Source organism: Cytobacillus sp. Hm23 (genome assembly GCF_051842895.1).
Taxonomy (GTDB): Bacteria; Bacillota; Bacilli; order Bacillales; family SM2101; genus Nanhaiella.
The window spans coordinates 1-15,461 of sequence record NZ_JBPXRQ010000069.1; the positions used below are offsets into that span (position 1 = coordinate 1).

14 protein-coding genes, 1 tRNA gene, 1 rRNA gene, 1 other RNA gene and 1 other annotated feature are annotated in these 15,461 nt (G+C 35.3%); of the genes, 14 read left to right on the forward strand and 3 right to left on the reverse strand.

Features of this window, described 5'->3' with window-relative positions; translation table 11 throughout:
• Positions 1-111, forward strand: a 5S ribosomal RNA gene (rrf, locus tag ACSVDA_RS23685); the annotation flags it as partial.
• 93 nt (positions 112-204) lie between these two features.
• Here rrf and ACSVDA_RS23690 read toward each other — a convergent pair.
• On the reverse strand, positions 205-1,185 hold the full coding sequence (locus ACSVDA_RS23690; RefSeq protein WP_485886721.1) for a YaaC family protein: 981 nt from the start codon (positions 1,183-1,185) through the stop codon (positions 205-207).
• A 125-nt stretch (positions 1,186-1,310) separates the two neighbouring features.
• Here ACSVDA_RS23690 and guaB point away from each other — a divergent pair, with 125 nt between their 5' ends.
• The 6 genes from guaB (at position 1,311) to ACSVDA_RS23720 (ending at position 8,310) form a co-directional block, all read left to right on the forward strand.
• On the forward strand, positions 1,311-2,777 hold the full coding sequence (gene guaB, locus ACSVDA_RS23695; RefSeq protein WP_485886723.1) for an IMP dehydrogenase: 1,467 nt from the start codon (positions 1,311-1,313) through the stop codon (positions 2,775-2,777).
• A 440-nt stretch (positions 2,778-3,217) separates the two neighbouring features.
• Positions 3,218-4,591 (forward strand): serine hydrolase, encoded by a 1,374-nt coding sequence (locus ACSVDA_RS23700; RefSeq protein WP_485886741.1) that lies wholly within the window; start codon positions 3,218-3,220, stop codon positions 4,589-4,591.
• Positions 4,592-4,874: 283 nt separating this feature from the next.
• On the forward strand, positions 4,875-5,759 hold the full coding sequence (gene pdxS, locus ACSVDA_RS23705) for a pyridoxal 5'-phosphate synthase lyase subunit PdxS (RefSeq protein WP_485886725.1): 885 nt from the start codon (positions 4,875-4,877) through the stop codon (positions 5,757-5,759).
• 16 nt (positions 5,760-5,775) lie between these two features.
• Positions 5,776-6,366, forward strand: coding sequence for a pyridoxal 5'-phosphate synthase glutaminase subunit PdxT (pdxT, locus tag ACSVDA_RS23710; protein WP_485886727.1), 591 nt, complete (start codon positions 5,776-5,778; stop codon positions 6,364-6,366).
• 54 nt (positions 6,367-6,420) lie between these two features.
• Positions 6,421-6,654, forward strand: a binding site (T-box leader).
• 99 nt (positions 6,655-6,753) lie between these two features.
• Complete coding sequence (gene serS / locus ACSVDA_RS23715; RefSeq protein ID WP_485886729.1) at positions 6,754-8,028, forward strand: serine--tRNA ligase; 1,275 nt, start codon at positions 6,754-6,756, stop codon at positions 8,026-8,028.
• A 189-nt stretch (positions 8,029-8,217) separates the two neighbouring features.
• Positions 8,218-8,310: transfer RNA gene (locus ACSVDA_RS23720), tRNA-Ser, on the forward strand.
• Positions 8,311-8,489: 179 nt separating this feature from the next.
• On the opposite strand, the gene ACSVDA_RS23725 is transcribed toward ACSVDA_RS23720, so the two are convergent.
• A complete protein-coding gene (locus ACSVDA_RS23725) occupies positions 8,490-9,158 on the reverse strand; it encodes a deoxynucleoside kinase (RefSeq protein ID WP_320211530.1) in 669 nt (222 codons plus the stop codon).
• On the reverse strand, positions 9,136-9,795 hold the full coding sequence (locus ACSVDA_RS23730) for a deoxynucleoside kinase (RefSeq protein ID WP_485886731.1): 660 nt from the start codon (positions 9,793-9,795) through the stop codon (positions 9,136-9,138). The genes ACSVDA_RS23725 and ACSVDA_RS23730 overlap by 23 nt, the downstream gene beginning before the upstream one ends.
• A 719-nt stretch (positions 9,796-10,514) precedes the next feature.
• Between ACSVDA_RS23730 and tadA the strand changes: the two genes are divergently transcribed.
• The 7 genes from tadA (at position 10,515) to ACSVDA_RS23765 (ending at position 15,184) form a co-directional block, all read left to right on the forward strand.
• A complete protein-coding gene (tadA, locus tag ACSVDA_RS23735) occupies positions 10,515-10,997 on the forward strand; it encodes a tRNA adenosine(34) deaminase TadA (RefSeq protein WP_485886733.1) in 483 nt (160 codons plus the stop codon).
• Positions 10,998-11,113: 116 nt separating this feature from the next.
• An RNA gene (gene ffs / locus ACSVDA_RS23740) (signal recognition particle sRNA large type) lies at positions 11,114-11,378 on the forward strand.
• Positions 11,379-11,518: 140 nt separating this feature from the next.
• Positions 11,519-13,210, forward strand: a complete 1,692-nt coding sequence (gene dnaX / locus ACSVDA_RS23745; RefSeq protein WP_485886735.1) for a DNA polymerase III subunit gamma/tau — start codon at positions 11,519-11,521, stop codon at positions 13,208-13,210.
• Positions 13,211-13,238: 28 nt separating this feature from the next.
• Positions 13,239-13,562 (forward strand): YbaB/EbfC family nucleoid-associated protein, encoded by a 324-nt coding sequence (locus tag ACSVDA_RS23750; RefSeq protein WP_485886737.1) that lies wholly within the window; start codon positions 13,239-13,241, stop codon positions 13,560-13,562.
• Between the two features lie 215 nt (positions 13,563-13,777).
• The gene (gene recR, locus ACSVDA_RS23755; protein WP_214484749.1) at positions 13,778-14,374 is read left to right on the forward strand and encodes a recombination mediator RecR; all 597 of its coding nucleotides are present in this window, start codon (positions 13,778-13,780) and stop codon (positions 14,372-14,374) included.
• Between the two features lie 48 nt (positions 14,375-14,422).
• Positions 14,423-14,647 carry a YaaL family protein gene (locus ACSVDA_RS23760; protein WP_485886739.1) on the forward strand — a complete coding sequence of 75 codons (225 nt, stop codon included), beginning with the start codon at positions 14,423-14,425 and terminating at the stop codon, positions 14,645-14,647.
• A 264-nt stretch (positions 14,648-14,911) separates the two neighbouring features.
• Positions 14,912-15,184: a pro-sigmaK processing inhibitor BofA family protein gene (locus tag ACSVDA_RS23765; RefSeq protein ID WP_214484747.1), complete on the forward strand. Its 273-nt coding sequence runs from the start codon at positions 14,912-14,914 to the stop codon at positions 15,182-15,184.
• The last annotated feature ends 277 nt before the right edge of the window (positions 15,185-15,461 follow it).

The following is a 15,461-nucleotide window of genomic DNA, read 5'->3' on the forward strand; positions in this document are numbered from 1 at the left end:
TGGCGATAGCGAAGAGGTCACACCCGTTCCCATACCGAACACGGAAGTTAAGCTCTTCAGCGCCGATGGTAGTTGGGGGTTTCCCCCTGTGAGAGTAGGACGTTGCCAGGCAATTAAAAAACACAGAGAACTGCTCTGTGTTTTTTGCTGTCTTCTTTTCTCACTGCCTTCTTAAGATAAGGTCCAAGTTATTGATGGTAATTCTTATTTATATGTGTTTTTCAATAAGAATTGTAAAAGTAGAAATGGTGCTTTAGTAGTTGTAATGCTCAAAAATCTTTGGATAAATGGGAAATCGTTACTTGCGTATGAATGCAATAATTCATTCCACCATTCTGTCTCGTATCGACAAATCATGCTTAAATTATATAGTAATAAATAATGGACCATAATTTCAGATAGGTTATTAGGCTGTTCTCGATTAATTAAAAAATAATAAGTTTCATTTGTCATATGATATTTCAATGGCATGCATGTTAAAGGATGTAATGATTCGCTATCGTCCATTGTAAAGGTGATAGTGTCTTGGTTTTGATATTGTTTATCATTATGCAATTTATATGGGATAGTATGATTAATATGTTCTGTAAAGCGATTATAAGTCATATGCAACACGTCTAAAATGTCTTTTGGGAATGTTAAGTGCTGGTCTGATTTGTGAGCAACTGTACAGATATTCAGCTTGCTGTTGGTCATTTCAAAAAGATCATATAACTCAGGGACTTCTTTTAATAATGAAATCATTGAAAACTTCTCTCCCTCAAGATGTTTCATGTGAAACATTTTGTCGGAAAAACAAGAAAACAACCCATTTTTTTGTATTTTTACTTCATCAAATAAAAACTCATAGCTTTGTTTTTTTCTTTTTCGTGTTGATACACCATGAGCTAATACCGAAGTGGTTTCAGGGTATTGTGGGTCAACTGTTAATAAACATGCTTTAAGTAACTGTACCATTCCGTAAAATAACAAAACCGGTTGTATAGACAATGGTGCTTGAGAAGCAAGTTGATAATAGTTTTTCCCATGTTCTATGTAGTAAATGAATGGGTAACAATTTTCGTAGCTCCTTTTTTCATTTTCAATCACCTTTAATTTAGTATAACTTTGATTTAAAAAATCTCTGACCGTTACTGCAGAAAAAAATGAAGAAAATGATTGCCATATGTCTTTACTACTTATCAATTTACTTCCTCCATTACATAAGTATATATTTGAAAATTCTAACTTATCTTTACTTCCTTGACAGTAGTTTATCCAGTTGATACTCTACTAATAATATTTTTTTCTATTAAAAGGGGGACTTGATGTTGTGGGAATCAAAATTTGTTAAAGAAGGTTTAACGTTTGATGATGTATTATTAGTTCCAGCTAGATCAGAAGTGTTACCTAGAGAAGTAAACTTACAAGTTCAGCTTACAAAAAAACTAACGTTGAACGTGCCAGTGATTAGTGCAGGAATGGATACAGTTACAGAAGCAGAAATGGCAATTGCTATGGCGCGCCAAGGTGGAATGGGTATTATTCATAAGAATATGTCAATTGAACAACAAGCTGAGCAAGTTGATAAGGTAAAACGATCTGAAAGTGGTGTTATTTCAGACCCGTTTTTTTTAACTCCTGAACATCAAGTGTATGATGCAGAACATTTAATGGGGAAATACCGTATTTCAGGTGTTCCGATCGTCAATAATAACGAGGAGCAAAAACTTGTAGGTATAATTACAAACCGTGATTTACGTTTTATCCAAGACTATTCTATGTTAATTTCTGATGTTATGACAAAGGAAGAACTGGTAACTGCTCCGGTTGGGACGACATTAGAAGAAGCTGAGAATATACTACAGCATCACAAAATTGAGAAATTACCTCTTGTAGATAATCTAGGAGTACTAAAAGGTTTAATTACGATCAAAGACATTGAAAAGGTCATTGAGTTTCCTAATTCAGCAAAAGATAAACAAGGGCGTTTATTGGTAGGGGCTGCTGTCGGGGTTACAGCTGACACATTGCTTCGTGTGGAAGCATTAGTGAAGGCAAGTGTGGATGTCATTGTTGTTGATACTGCCCACGGTCATTCAATAGGGGTGTTAGATACAGTTAAGAAGATTCGTGAAACTTATCCAGAATTAGATATTATTGCTGGAAATGTTGCAACAGCTGAGGCTACAAAGGACTTGATTGAAGCAGGTGCAAATGTAGTTAAAGTAGGAATAGGACCAGGTTCCATTTGTACAACTCGTGTAGTAGCTGGAGTTGGTGTACCACAAATTACTGCAATTTATGATTGTGCCACTGAAGCTAGAAAACACGATGTCGCGATTATTGCAGATGGTGGAATAAAATATTCAGGAGATATTGTTAAAGCTTTGGCTTCTGGTGGGCATGTGGTCATGTTAGGTAGTCTGCTTGCAGGTGTAACTGAAAGTCCAGGAGAGACAGAAATATTCCAAGGCCGTCGATTTAAAGTTTATCGTGGTATGGGATCTGTTGGAGCAATGGAAAAAGGTAGTAAAGATCGTTATTTCCAAGAAGATAATAAGAAGTTTGTTCCTGAGGGTATAGAAGGTCGTTTACCATACAAAGGTCCTTTAGCAGATACGGTATATCAGCTAATCGGTGGTATACGATCAGGAATGGGGTATTGTGGTGCACAAAATTTAGAAGCACTTCGAGAAAAATCTCAATTTATTCGGATGACTGGGGCAGGCTTAAGAGAAAGCCATCCGCATGATGTACAAATTACAAAAGAGTCCCCTAACTATTCAACGAGTTAACAAGGTTAGCAGTTAATAAATAAAGACAGTTTTCGCATTAATTGTTGCTTTTCGTACTAAAAACCAAATTCATGGCATCTTTTCTTCTGTACAACATTGACTAACGATGTTAAACCATTTTTTTGGTGCTAATTGGATAACAATAGCAACAAAGTTTATGAAAAGAGCCTAAATAAATTATACATGATCGTCAACCGAAGATAAAAAACTATATAAAAGGGCGCTTGGATGACATTCTAAGACAAAAGGAATTACAGATTGAATCGGTTAAAGCATATTCATTTACTAGCCAAGTTTGCATAAATTGTAAAACTGATGCAATGAGATGTGAATCAAGCTTTTAATAATTGTGTTTTATGATTGTCAATAGATAGTGTGTATAACACTATCTATTTTTTTTTAGTAGAATATGATACAATAACGTCTATGTAATGTTAATGATGGAGGGTTTTTTAGTGAAAAACAGATTTCAAAAAGGCTTAATTATAAGTCTTTTATCAATGATAATATTAATGACTTTTACGAATACATCTCAACGTGCGTACGCTCAAGAAGATCAATTAAATATAGAAGCTGATGCAGCGATAGTTGTAGAAGCCTCGACAGGTAAGATTTTATATCAAAAAAATATCGATACAATTCTAGGTATTGCAAGTATGACCAAAATGATGACAGAATATCTGTTATTAGAAGCTATTGATCAAGAAAAAGTAACATGGGATCAAAATTATAAAGTATCAGATTATGTATATAAAATATCTCAAGATACAAGCTTGTCAAATGTTCCTCTCGTTCAAGGAGGAGAATATACGGTAAAAGAGCTTTATGAAGCAATGGCAATATATTCAGCTAATGGTGCAACAATAGCTTTAGCTGAAGTAATTGCAAATACAGAAACAGAATTTGTTAAGATGATGAATGCTAAAGCGAAAGAACTTGGCTTGAAGGATTACAAGTTTGTTAATTCTACAGGTCTTAATAATAATAGTCTTTATGATATGCATCCTGAAGGTACAAGTAAAAGCGATGAAAATTTAATGTCTGCTAGAACGACAGCAACACTAGCTTACAAGTTATTTAATGATTTCCCAGAAATTATTAAAACAGCAAGTATTTCTAAAAAAGTGTTCCGAGAAGAGGGAGAATATCCTATTCAGATGGCTAATTGGAACTGGATGCTTCCAGGGTTAGTTTATGAATACGAAGGGGTAGACGGAATAAAAACAGGATTTACTGATTTAGCCGGCTATTGCTTTACTAGTACTGCAGAAAGAGATGGCATGCGTTATATCACTGTTGTTATGAACGCGAAATCAAACGGGAAATCCATGGCAGAAGCTAGATTTATTGAAACTGAAAAACTTTTAGATTTTGCATTCTCTAACTTTAAAATGCAAGAACTCTATCCTGAAGGTTTTCAAATTAAAAAGGAAGCTATTGTTCCTGTTGTAAAGGGTAAAGAAAAAGAGATTGAAGTATATACAGATAAGCCAATCAAGACAGTAATTAAAAATGGTGAAGAAGAACTGTTCGAGCCTGTATTTAATATTAGTGAAGAAGTATTAACAGAAGACGGTGCGCTAACTGCTCCTATTAAAAAAGGTGATGTAGTAGGGACGATGACTGTTTCATACGAAGGTGACAATGGTTATGGTTTTTTAACCTCAGAAGGTGAAAAAACTTTGCAAACAGAAATCATCACGAAAGCAGCTGTAGAAAAAACAAACTGGTTTGTATTAATGACTAGGGGAATTGGTGGCTTTTTCTCAGATGTATGGACAAGTGTATCTGAAACAGTAAAAGGTTGGTTTTAACCATATTTATAACACATATAAAATGATGATTGGCTCCCTTGATGGGAGCCTTCTTTTAAAGAATGAAGGGTGTAGTATATTGAATTTGAAAATGACCTTTAACTTCAGCTAACGACCGAAGTTAAAAGCATATTCAAATGAAATTATTCCAATCCACGCTGTGGATGAATAAGGTGTTTACGATTTTCTTAATAAAAATGAAAATTTACTATTAGGATTTTCTAGTTTTTTAATGTAAAATAATACACAATGGATTAATAATGGCTCAAGGAGGACAACATTAATGGTTAATACAGGTACTGATCGCGTAAAACGTGGTATGGCAGAGATGCAAAAAGGTGGCGTTATCATGGACGTGGTAAACGCTGAGCAAGCGAAGATAGCGGAAGAAGCTGGAGCTGTGGCAGTTATGGCTTTGGAGAGAGTTCCTGCTGATATAAGAGCTGCTGGTGGAGTAGCAAGAATGGCAGACCCAACAATAGTTGAAGAGGTAATGAATGCTGTTTCGATTCCAGTTATGGCGAAGGCGCGTATCGGCCATATTGTTGAAGCACGTATACTTGAATCTTTAGGTGTAGACTATATTGATGAAAGTGAAGTTCTTACACCTGCAGATGAAGAGTATCATTTAAATAAAAGAGAATATACTGTGCCTTTTGTATGTGGGTGCCGTGATTTAGGAGAAGCGACTCGACGTATTGCCGAAGGTGCTTCAATGCTTCGTACAAAAGGAGAGCCTGGTACAGGGAATATCGTTGAAGCTGTACGTCATATGCGTAAGGTAAATGCTCAAATTAGAAAAGTTTCTAGTATGAGTGTAGATGAATTAATGACAGAAGCAAAAAATTTAGGAGCACCTTATGAGCTTCTTTTACAAATAAAAAATGAAGGTAGATTGCCAGTCGTTAACTTTGCTGCTGGTGGAATCGCAACACCTGCGGATGCCGCGTTAATGATGCAATTAGGGTCTGATGGAGTATTTGTTGGTTCGGGTATATTTAAATCAGAAAATCCAGCTAAGTTTGCACGTGCAATTGTTGAAGCAACAACCCACTTTGAAGACTATGAGTTAATTGCTAGTCTTTCTAAAGGTTTAGGTACAGCGATGAAAGGGATTGAAATTTCATCAATCTTACCAGAGCATCGTATGCAAGAACGTGGATGGTAATTAAGGAGTAGTATATATGGTGAAAATAGGTGTTTTAGGCCTTCAAGGAGCAGTGCGTGAGCATGTTTGGGCTATAGAAGCTGCAGGTGCAGAAGCTGTTGTGATAAAAAGGGTTGAGCAATTAAATGAAGTTGAGGGGTTAGTTTTACCTGGGGGCGAAAGTACAACGATGCGTCGTTTAATTGATAAATATAGTTTTATGGAACCACTAAGAGAATTCGCTTCGGCAGGTAAACCTATGTTTGGGACATGTGCTGGTTTAATTTTGCTAGCTAAAGAAATTGTTGGCTACAAGGAAGCCCACGTTGGGGTTATGGATATGACCGTAGAAAGAAACTCTTTTGGTCGCCAAAGAGAAAGTTTTGAAGCAAAGCTTTCAATATCTCACGTAGCCGATGATTTTATTGCTGTATTTATCCGCGCTCCTCATATCGTCTCAGTAGGAGAGGATGTTGAGGTATTAGCAAAGCATAATAACAGAATTGTAGCAGCTAGGCAGGACCAGTTTCTAGGATGTTCCTTTCACCCAGAATTAACAGAGGATTATCGGTTAATGAGTTATTTTGTTAGTATGGTTGAAGAAGCGAAAGAAAAAAATTATGTATAAAACAGTTGCAAGTTCAAAATACTTATAGTAAATTATGTATACCAATTTAAAAATGATGAAGCAACGACAGGAAATAGTAACAAGAATCTTTTTCTGAAAGAGAGTCGGTGGTTGGTGCGAACCGATGGGGAAGACTTGTGAATCCATCCTAGAGCAAAAATACTGAACAAACCTATTTTAAGGGTAGTAAGTATTTTCGGTAAAGTACCGTTATTTATTTGAAGTGAAAGATAATGATGTCATTGTCTTTAACTAGGGTGGCAACGCGGGTTAACTCTCGTCCCTTCTTATAGGGATGGGAGTTTTTTGTTTTTTTTAGGCCCTTTTCGCAAGCTTTGTCGATTGTTGCTGAATGAAAACAGCTATTACATTAAAGGAGGGGTAACAATGTTAGATTTAAAAGTATTAAGAGGAAATTTTGAAGAGATTAAAGAAAAACTAACGTTTCGAGGCGAAGATTTAACAGATTTAGGACGTTTTGAGGAACTTGATCAAAATCGTCGTGAATTAATCGTAAAAACTGAGGAATTAAAAAGTAAAAGAAATGAAGCTTCTCAACAAGTCGCAATGCTTAAACGTGAGAAAAAAGATGCAGATCATTTAATAACTGAAATGAGACAAGTCGGAGAGCATATAAAAGAGCTTGATGTTGAACTCCGTAAGGTTGAGGAGACTTTACAACAATTATTATTATCTATACCTAATATTCCACATGAGAGTGTCCCAGTTGGTGAAACTGAGGATGACAATGTAGAGGTACGTCAATGGGGGCAAGTTCCTCAATTTACTTATGAGCCCAAACCCCATTGGGAAATAGCTGACGGTCTAAATATTTTAGACTTTGAACGTGCTAGTAAAGTAACTGGTAGCCGGTTTGTATTTTATAAAGGTTTAGGGGCAAGGCTTGAGAGAGCTTTAATGAATTTTATGCTAGACCTACACGTTGAAGAGCATGGATATGAGGAGTTATTGACGCCATATTTAGTGAATCGCGCTAGTATGACAGGAACTGGTCAGCTTCCTAAGTTTGAAGAGGATGCTTTTTTAATTGATAGTGAAGACTATTTCTTAATTCCTACTGCGGAAGTACCCGTTACTAATTTATATAGAGATGAAATATTGTCTGGTGAACAACTCCCTATCAATTATGCAGCGTATAGTTCATGCTTCCGTTCTGAGGCTGGATCAGCTGGTAGAGATACAAGAGGGCTTATTCGGCAGCATCAATTCAACAAGGTAGAACTTGTGAAATTTGTTAAACCAGAGCATTCATATGAAGAATTAGAAAAAATAACTAGTCATGCTGAAAAAGTGCTACAATTACTTGGTTTACCATACCGTGTGATGAGTATGTGCACAGCAGATCTTGGCTTTACAGCTGCGAAAAAGTATGATATTGAAGTATGGCTGCCGAGCTATGGAACATTCCGTGAAATTTCATCTTGTAGTAATTTCGAGGCATTTCAAGCTCGTCGTGCAAACATTAGATTCCGCCGTGATAAAAAAGGAAAACCAGAGCATGTTCATACGTTAAATGGATCTGGGTTAGCTATTGGACGTACAGTTTCTGCAATACTAGAGAATTATCAACAACAAGACGGAACAGTCATTATTCCAGAGGTATTACGTCCTTATATGAGAAATAAAGAGGTAATTGGCTAGTAACTACGGTGGGGAAATAAGTTTATTGTAAGGAAGAAACGGTACATTTAATGTAAGTGAGCAAATTGTTTATTACTAAAACAATAGTAAGTAGAATAAATAGAGGAGAGTGAAAACTCTCCTCAAAAAAGTTTTTAATTTATATTGACAGGCTTGATTATCATATGGTATATTAATTCTTGTCGATACGGAGGAATACCCAAGTCCGGCTGAAGGGATCGGTCTTGAAAACCGACAGGGGTGTCAAAGCCCGCGGGGGTTCGAATCCCTCTTCCTCCGCCATAATTTTGATTACAATTATCAAGCGCATAATATAATTGGAGATCTGTTGAATTCGTTACACATGTAACGAATTTTTTAGTATAATTTTTGAATTGTGATCGTCATTACGGCAACGCCCCTCATAATTCATACGTAATTACATATAAAAAACGAGCAATCCATTGCTCGTTTTTTTGTTGCTATTTAGTTAACACCCTTGAATGTTTTATAAACGTTGATATTCGTTCAATAATAGGCTCAATTGACTGCTTGTTTGAAATGATGTCATAATCATTGATATTAATGCGTAAAACTGGACACGCATTAAAATTGTTTATCCAATTTTCATATCGTTCGTGCATTTCTTTCCAATACTCAATAGGTGTTTGTTGTTCCATTGGTCGACCACGCTCTTGTATCCGAGAAATAATATCATCTAAGCTTCCTTCAAGGTAGATTAACAAGTCAGGATGCGGGAAATAAGGTGTCATCACCATTGCTTCAAAAAGGTTTGTATATGTTTCATAGTCTACAGCAGACATTGTTCCTTTTTCGTAATGCATATTTGCAAAAATACCTGTATCTTCGTAAATAGAACGGTCTTGTATAAATCCTCCACCGTATTCAAATATTTTCTTCTGTTCTTTAAAACGTTCTGCTAAAAAATAAATTTGCAAGTGAAAGCTCCACTTATTAAAATCACTATAAAATTTATCTAAATAAGGGTTTGAATCAACCTTTTCAAAGGATGTACGGAATTGTAAAGCGTTAGCTAACGAATTTGTCATCGTTGATTTACCTACACCCACTGTACCTGCTATTGTAATAACAGCATCATTTGGTATTTCATATTTTTCTCGCAAATTCATTGAATTCTGCTCCTTTTAGTAAAGTCTGTTGTAGTATGTTAAGAATCATTTCTAAATCATTTTGATTTTGGACGAAGTCGAGTTGATCACCATTAAAGCGGAGAACTGGAATTGTAGGATTTTCACGTTCAAATTGTTCCATTGCTTGTTCGTAATCACTACATAATTGTTCTAAATAGCTAGGCTCAATATTTTTTTCAATGTCTCTACCACGCATATTAATTCTATTAAGTAATGTATCTAAACTTGCATGTAAGTAAATAACTACATTTGGAGTAGGCAAATCCGCAGTTAAGATATTGTATACTTGAATATATTTAGTAAGTTGGTGATGTTTCAGCGTGCGTTCAGCAAAGATTAAGTTCTTGAAAATATGATAATCAGATACTACTGCTTTATTTTTTCTTATATACTTTTGTTCAATGTCTTCAAGTTGTTTGTACCGATTACAAAGAAAGAACATTTCCAACTGAAAGCTCCACTCGTCAATATCTTCATAAAATTTCCCTAAAAAAGGATTCTCATCAACGATTTCTTTTAATAAATGGATGTTAAAATGATTTTCAATTGCTTTTGCGAGTGAAGTTTTCCCGACACCGATCGGGCCCTCTACTGTTATAAAAGGTGTTTGTTTCATTAAGTTGTCCCCCTCTTAAAAGGTAAAGAAAATCCTGCTTTGAATTCGAGTTATATTCATGTACGAGGTTTGAAATATTAAGCTTCTATCATGTAGGGAGAAGATTAAAATGCATATGCATTTTGAATAACAACCAAACGTACGATCAAAAAACTGACAAATTGTATTTTATCACAGTGAATCATTTCACGGTGTGACAATCTGAAAGAAATTGTTGGGAAATAAAAATAATTATATTAGCTTTTGGATATTATCATTGGTAAATTATATATGAAAGGAACGAAAGAGACTACTGTTTAATGTAACATATATTATTTATTTAAAGCTCTTTTCGTAAACCATGTTGTTATACTAAAATGGGAAGTATGAAGTGTTTTAAAGGAGCTCAATAAATATAAATAGAAAAAATGCCTCGCACACTAGATATATACGTGCTTAATAATAGAATGAAAAGCAAAAATTAATTCGAAAACAGCCCTTATAATGGAAGTTCTCTTAAAGTACTTAATTTTAAGATGACTTACCTGTATCGCTTGTTGAATTTATTTGTTTAGTTATTTGGACTATGAGTCCCTAGATATTAAGTACAGCACCAATCCTCTCAAAGCAATTCGTTTCATAATAACGCCCGAAGGAAAAAGGTGAATTCGAGCGAATAGATGTACCACTTTTCGGGAAGGCCCATAGCCTTTGCCCACTATATGACAAGGAGATAAAGAATGGATAAAGACGAATATTACATGCGCCTTGCTCTTAATGAAGCAAAGAAAGCTGAACAAATAAATGAGGTTCCTATTGGTGCTGTAATTGTGAAAGATAATGAAATTATTGCTTCCGCATTTAATTTACGTGAAAGAGAACAAAGATCATTAGCCCATGCCGAATTACTTGCAATTGACGAAGCATGTAAAAGTATAGGATCTTGGAGACTAGAAAATACGACGTTATATGTTACGCTAGAACCATGTCCGATGTGTGCTGGAGCCATTGTTTTGTCAAGAATTCAAAGGGTAGTTTATGGTGCCAAAGATCCAAAGGGAGGTTGTGCTGGAACAATCATGAATCTTTTAGACGAGAAAAGGTTCAACCATCAAGTAGAAGTTGAAAGAGGAATATTGGAGAAAGAATGTGGTTCTATCTTAACAACTTTTTTTAATAATATACGAAAAAGGAATAAAGAGAAAAAAATGAAAGAAAGTTAACAAAAAAACAATTTTCATATAATTTACAGTGTGTATTTCATTGCAATTTTTCGCTAAAGGCTTTATACTAATAATTGCGTTGGTAACAATGCATATAATATTTGGTTTCAATTTTGCCGTGCTAAGCGGGGAGGTAGCGGTGCCCTATACTCGCAATCCGCTCTAGCGAGGCCGAATCCCTTCTTGCGGTTAGTCCATTTTAGGGTCTGACTTAAGTAAGTGGTGTTGACGTCTGGGTCCCACGCAATGGGAATCCGTGAACCCTGTCAGGTCCGGAAGGAAGCAGCAGTAAGCGGAAGCTCTCATGTGCCGTGGGGTTGCCTAGACCGAGCTAACTGCTTAAGTAACGCCTAGGATGACTAATCAAGGGAAGGTGCACGGCAGTTATTATACAAATAAAACTCACTCTCTAAGAGTGAGTTTTTTGTATAATTAAATAAAAAGATTTATCTTTCACTTTGAAAATGATTAATTAAGTAAGGTATAATGAATAAGATAAAAATGTGAAGGGGGGCGTGTTTTTGAGTTACCAAGCTTTATATCGTGTTTGGAGACCACAACAATTTCATGATGTAGTTGGTCAGGACCACGTTACGAAAACACTTCAAAATGCACTGCTCCAGCAAAAATTTTCACATGCGTATCTTTTTTCTGGCCCTCGCGGTACCGGAAAAACAACTATTGCAAAAATTATAGCTAAAGCAGTAAATTGTCAAAAAGCCCCTATTGCAGACCCGTGTAATGAATGCAGTAGTTGTCGCGGCATATCAGATGGATCAATTTCTGATGTTATTGAAATTGATGCAGCATCTAATAACGGAGTAGATGAAATTAGAGATATAAGAGATAAGGTGAAGTATGTACCGAGTGCAGTTAGATATAAAGTGTACATTATTGATGAAGTGCATATGTTATCTATAGGTGCATTCAATGCGTTATTGAAAACTTTGGAAGAACCGCCAGAGCACGTTATTTTTATTTTAGCTACAACAGAGCCTCACAAAATACCATTAACTATTATTTCGAGGTGTCAAAGGTTTGATTTAAAAAGAATATCACCACAAACAATTACCTTTAGGTTGAAAACTATTCTTCAAAATCAACAGGTGATTGTGAAAGATGATGCGTTACACGCAATTGCAAGAGTAGCAGAAGGTGGAATGCGGGATGCATTAAGTTTGTTAGATCAAGCATTATCTTTTAGTGGGGAAGAAGTTCAGCTGGATGACGTGCTAACGATTACAGGATCTGTTTCGCAGTCTTTTATCGCTGATATCGTTGCCGCCTTAAAAGATAGAGATGTATCCAAAGGGCTTAAATCGCTAGATTCGTTAATGAATCAAGGTAAAGATCCAATGAGGTTTGTTGAAGATGTAATCATGTACTTTCGTGATATGCTACTATATAAAACAGCCCCAAATCTGGAAAATGTTCTTGAACGAATAACAATTGATGACCAATTTAAGCAACTGGCTGACAATTTTAGGTCTTCTGAAATTTACACGATGATTGATCGATTAAATAAAAGCCAACAAGACATGAAGTGGACAAATCATCCTCGCATATTTTTAGAGGTAACGATAGTAAAGCTCTGCCAACTTGAAGAGCCTAAGGCGATAACGCAATTGCCGGAAATTGATTCATTAATGTCAAAAATAGAACAGCTAGAATCAGAGCTAAACCAAATAAAAGTTAGTTCTCAACATACTCATGCACAACAAACAGATTCATCACAAGAAAAGCGATCACAAAAAGGAACAAGAAAAAGCGGCTACAAAACACCGACTGGTCGCATTCAGGAAATTTTGAATAATGCTACTAAACAAGACCTCCAATTAATTAAAAGTCGTTGGGGCGATATGTTAGACTTGTTAAGAAAACAAAATAAGGTTTCTCATGCAGCTTTATTAAATGATAGTGAACCTGTCGCTGCCTCAAATGATGCCTTTGTGTTAAAATTCAAATACGAAATCCATTGTAAAATGGTCGCGGAAAATAATAATAATATTCGTGATAATGTTGATGGTATATTAATTGAGATGGTCGGAAAGCGTTTTGAATTGGTTGGTGTCCCAGAAGAAAAATGGTCAGAAATCAGAGAAGAGTATATTCGTGGTCAAAGAGATGAAGAAGATAATGAAAATGAAGAGGACTTACTTGTTACAGAGGCTAAAAAACTAGTTGGTGATCATCTCATTGAGATGAAAGAATAGATAGAATTATATAAGGAGGAATACAATAATGCGTGGAATGGGAAATATGCAAAAAATGATGAAACAAATGCAAAAAATGCAAAAGGATATGCAAAAAGCTCAAGAAGAACTAGGTGAAAAGACGATTGAAGGAACAGCTGGTGGAGGGATGGTAACAGTTACTGTTAATGGCCATAAAGAGGTCATCGATGTGGTAATTAAAGAAGAGGTTGTAGACCCTGAAGACATTGAAATGCTTCAAGATCTTGTACTTGCTGCAACAAATGAAGCCTTAAAGAAAGTAGAAGAGATGACTAATGATACGATGGGACAATTCACTAAAGGATTGAACTTACCAGGTGGAATGTTCTAGAGAGATTAATTTTCCGATTATTAAACGGTGAAAATTACCTTTTAATAATCGGATTTACTACTTGTTGGGATAAATAGGACGCTAACAATGATTGAAATTGACTTGCTACAATCCCGTTACCAAATTAGTAGAACCGCACCTTCTTGACAACTCGTCATATGGTTATTGTATATAAACTGGCGCTTTGCGCTTTTTCTTATCTGGGAGGTTATCCTATGCATTATCCTGAACCAATATCAAAACTAATCGATAGTTTTATGAAACTGCCAGGGATAGGTCCAAAAACGGCCGTTCGTCTGGCTTTTTTTGTGTTAAATATGAAAGAAGATGTTGTGCTTGACTTTGCTAAAGCTTTAGTCAACGCCAAAAGAAATTTAACGTATTGCTCTAAGTGTGGCCATATTACTGACCAAGATCCATGTTATATATGTGAAGATGAGCGCCGCGATCGAAGTGTTATTTGTGTACTTCAAGACCCAAAAGATGTAATCGCAATGGAAAAAATGAAAGAATACAATGGATTGTACCATGTTTTGCATGGAGCTATATCACCTATGGATGGTATTGGACCAGAAGATATAAAAATTCCTGAGCTGTTAAAGAGACTACAAGACGATGAGATACAAGAAATAATATTGGCAACTAATCCTAATATAGAAGGTGAAGCTACTGCCATGTATATATCTAGGTTGTTAAAGCCAGCTAATATAAAAATGACTAGAATTGCCCATGGCCTCCCTGTTGGTGGAGATTTAGAATATGCGGATGAGGTAACTCTTTCTAAAGCATTAGAGGGTAGAAGAGAGCTCTAGCAATAATAATCAAAGCTCAGTGAAGGCTACTTGATGAGGTGTTTAAGTATGTTTTTTCTAAGAAAAGGTAAGTTACGTAAGCAATGCGATAAATCCCTTATTAAGACAATTGAAGAAGTGAAAGAGGATTGGGAACATCATAAGAAGATGGTTGAAAAAAGTGTTGAGCCATCAAGAGAGCTTCTTAATGATCTTAAGATTATTGAATCTACTTATTTTTTCCTTCTAAGAGAAGCAAAAAATCGACAAGTTTCAATGGCTAAATTCACATAAATGTTTAGTTGTAACACTCATATAGTAAAATTTGATGCTATTTTTACTATATAAGATCATATTGGCGTAGATTTATGTTATTATCACCGCTTTGAAAGACGAAAGGGTGCCAAGCACACTTGTTATATATGTATTTGGTTCAATGTCCGAAAATAAATTATACGAAATATATATTACAAGTTAAGTGTTTTTTCCTACCATAAGTTCTTTTTCCTATGCTTGTTCAATATATTGTAGTAAAAACAATAGAGGAGAGGTATAGGAATGGAACCTATTCTTGTAATATCAATTTTTATATTTATTATCGTGCTATTATTATTAGTAGGTGCTCCGATAAAACCGTTACGTATGATAGGGCAAGGGTTTATTAAACTATTAATTGGTGCTTTATTTTTATTTTTCTTAAATGCTTTTGGGGCTAGTTTAGGATTACATATACCGATAAACTTTATTACATCCGCTATATCGGGCTTTTTAGGCATTCCAGGCTTAACAGCTCTAATTATTATCCAACTATTCGTATTACCGAGTGTATAACAATAGATGGTTGTTTATTTTTTTTTTTGTAAAACCAATTGACACTATTATTCAATATATGATATATTATTTCTTGTCGCTGCTTCAGACAACACATTGAATTAAAAAAGTGTTGACACAAACTGACTGAAGTGATATGATAATTAAGTCGTTTTAATAAAGTTCTTTGAAAACTAAACAAAACAAAAGCGTCAACGTTAATTTTTTTGAACAAATGAGCAATCAAACTTTATTGGAGAGTTTGATCCTGGCTCAGGACGAACGCTGGCGGCGTGCC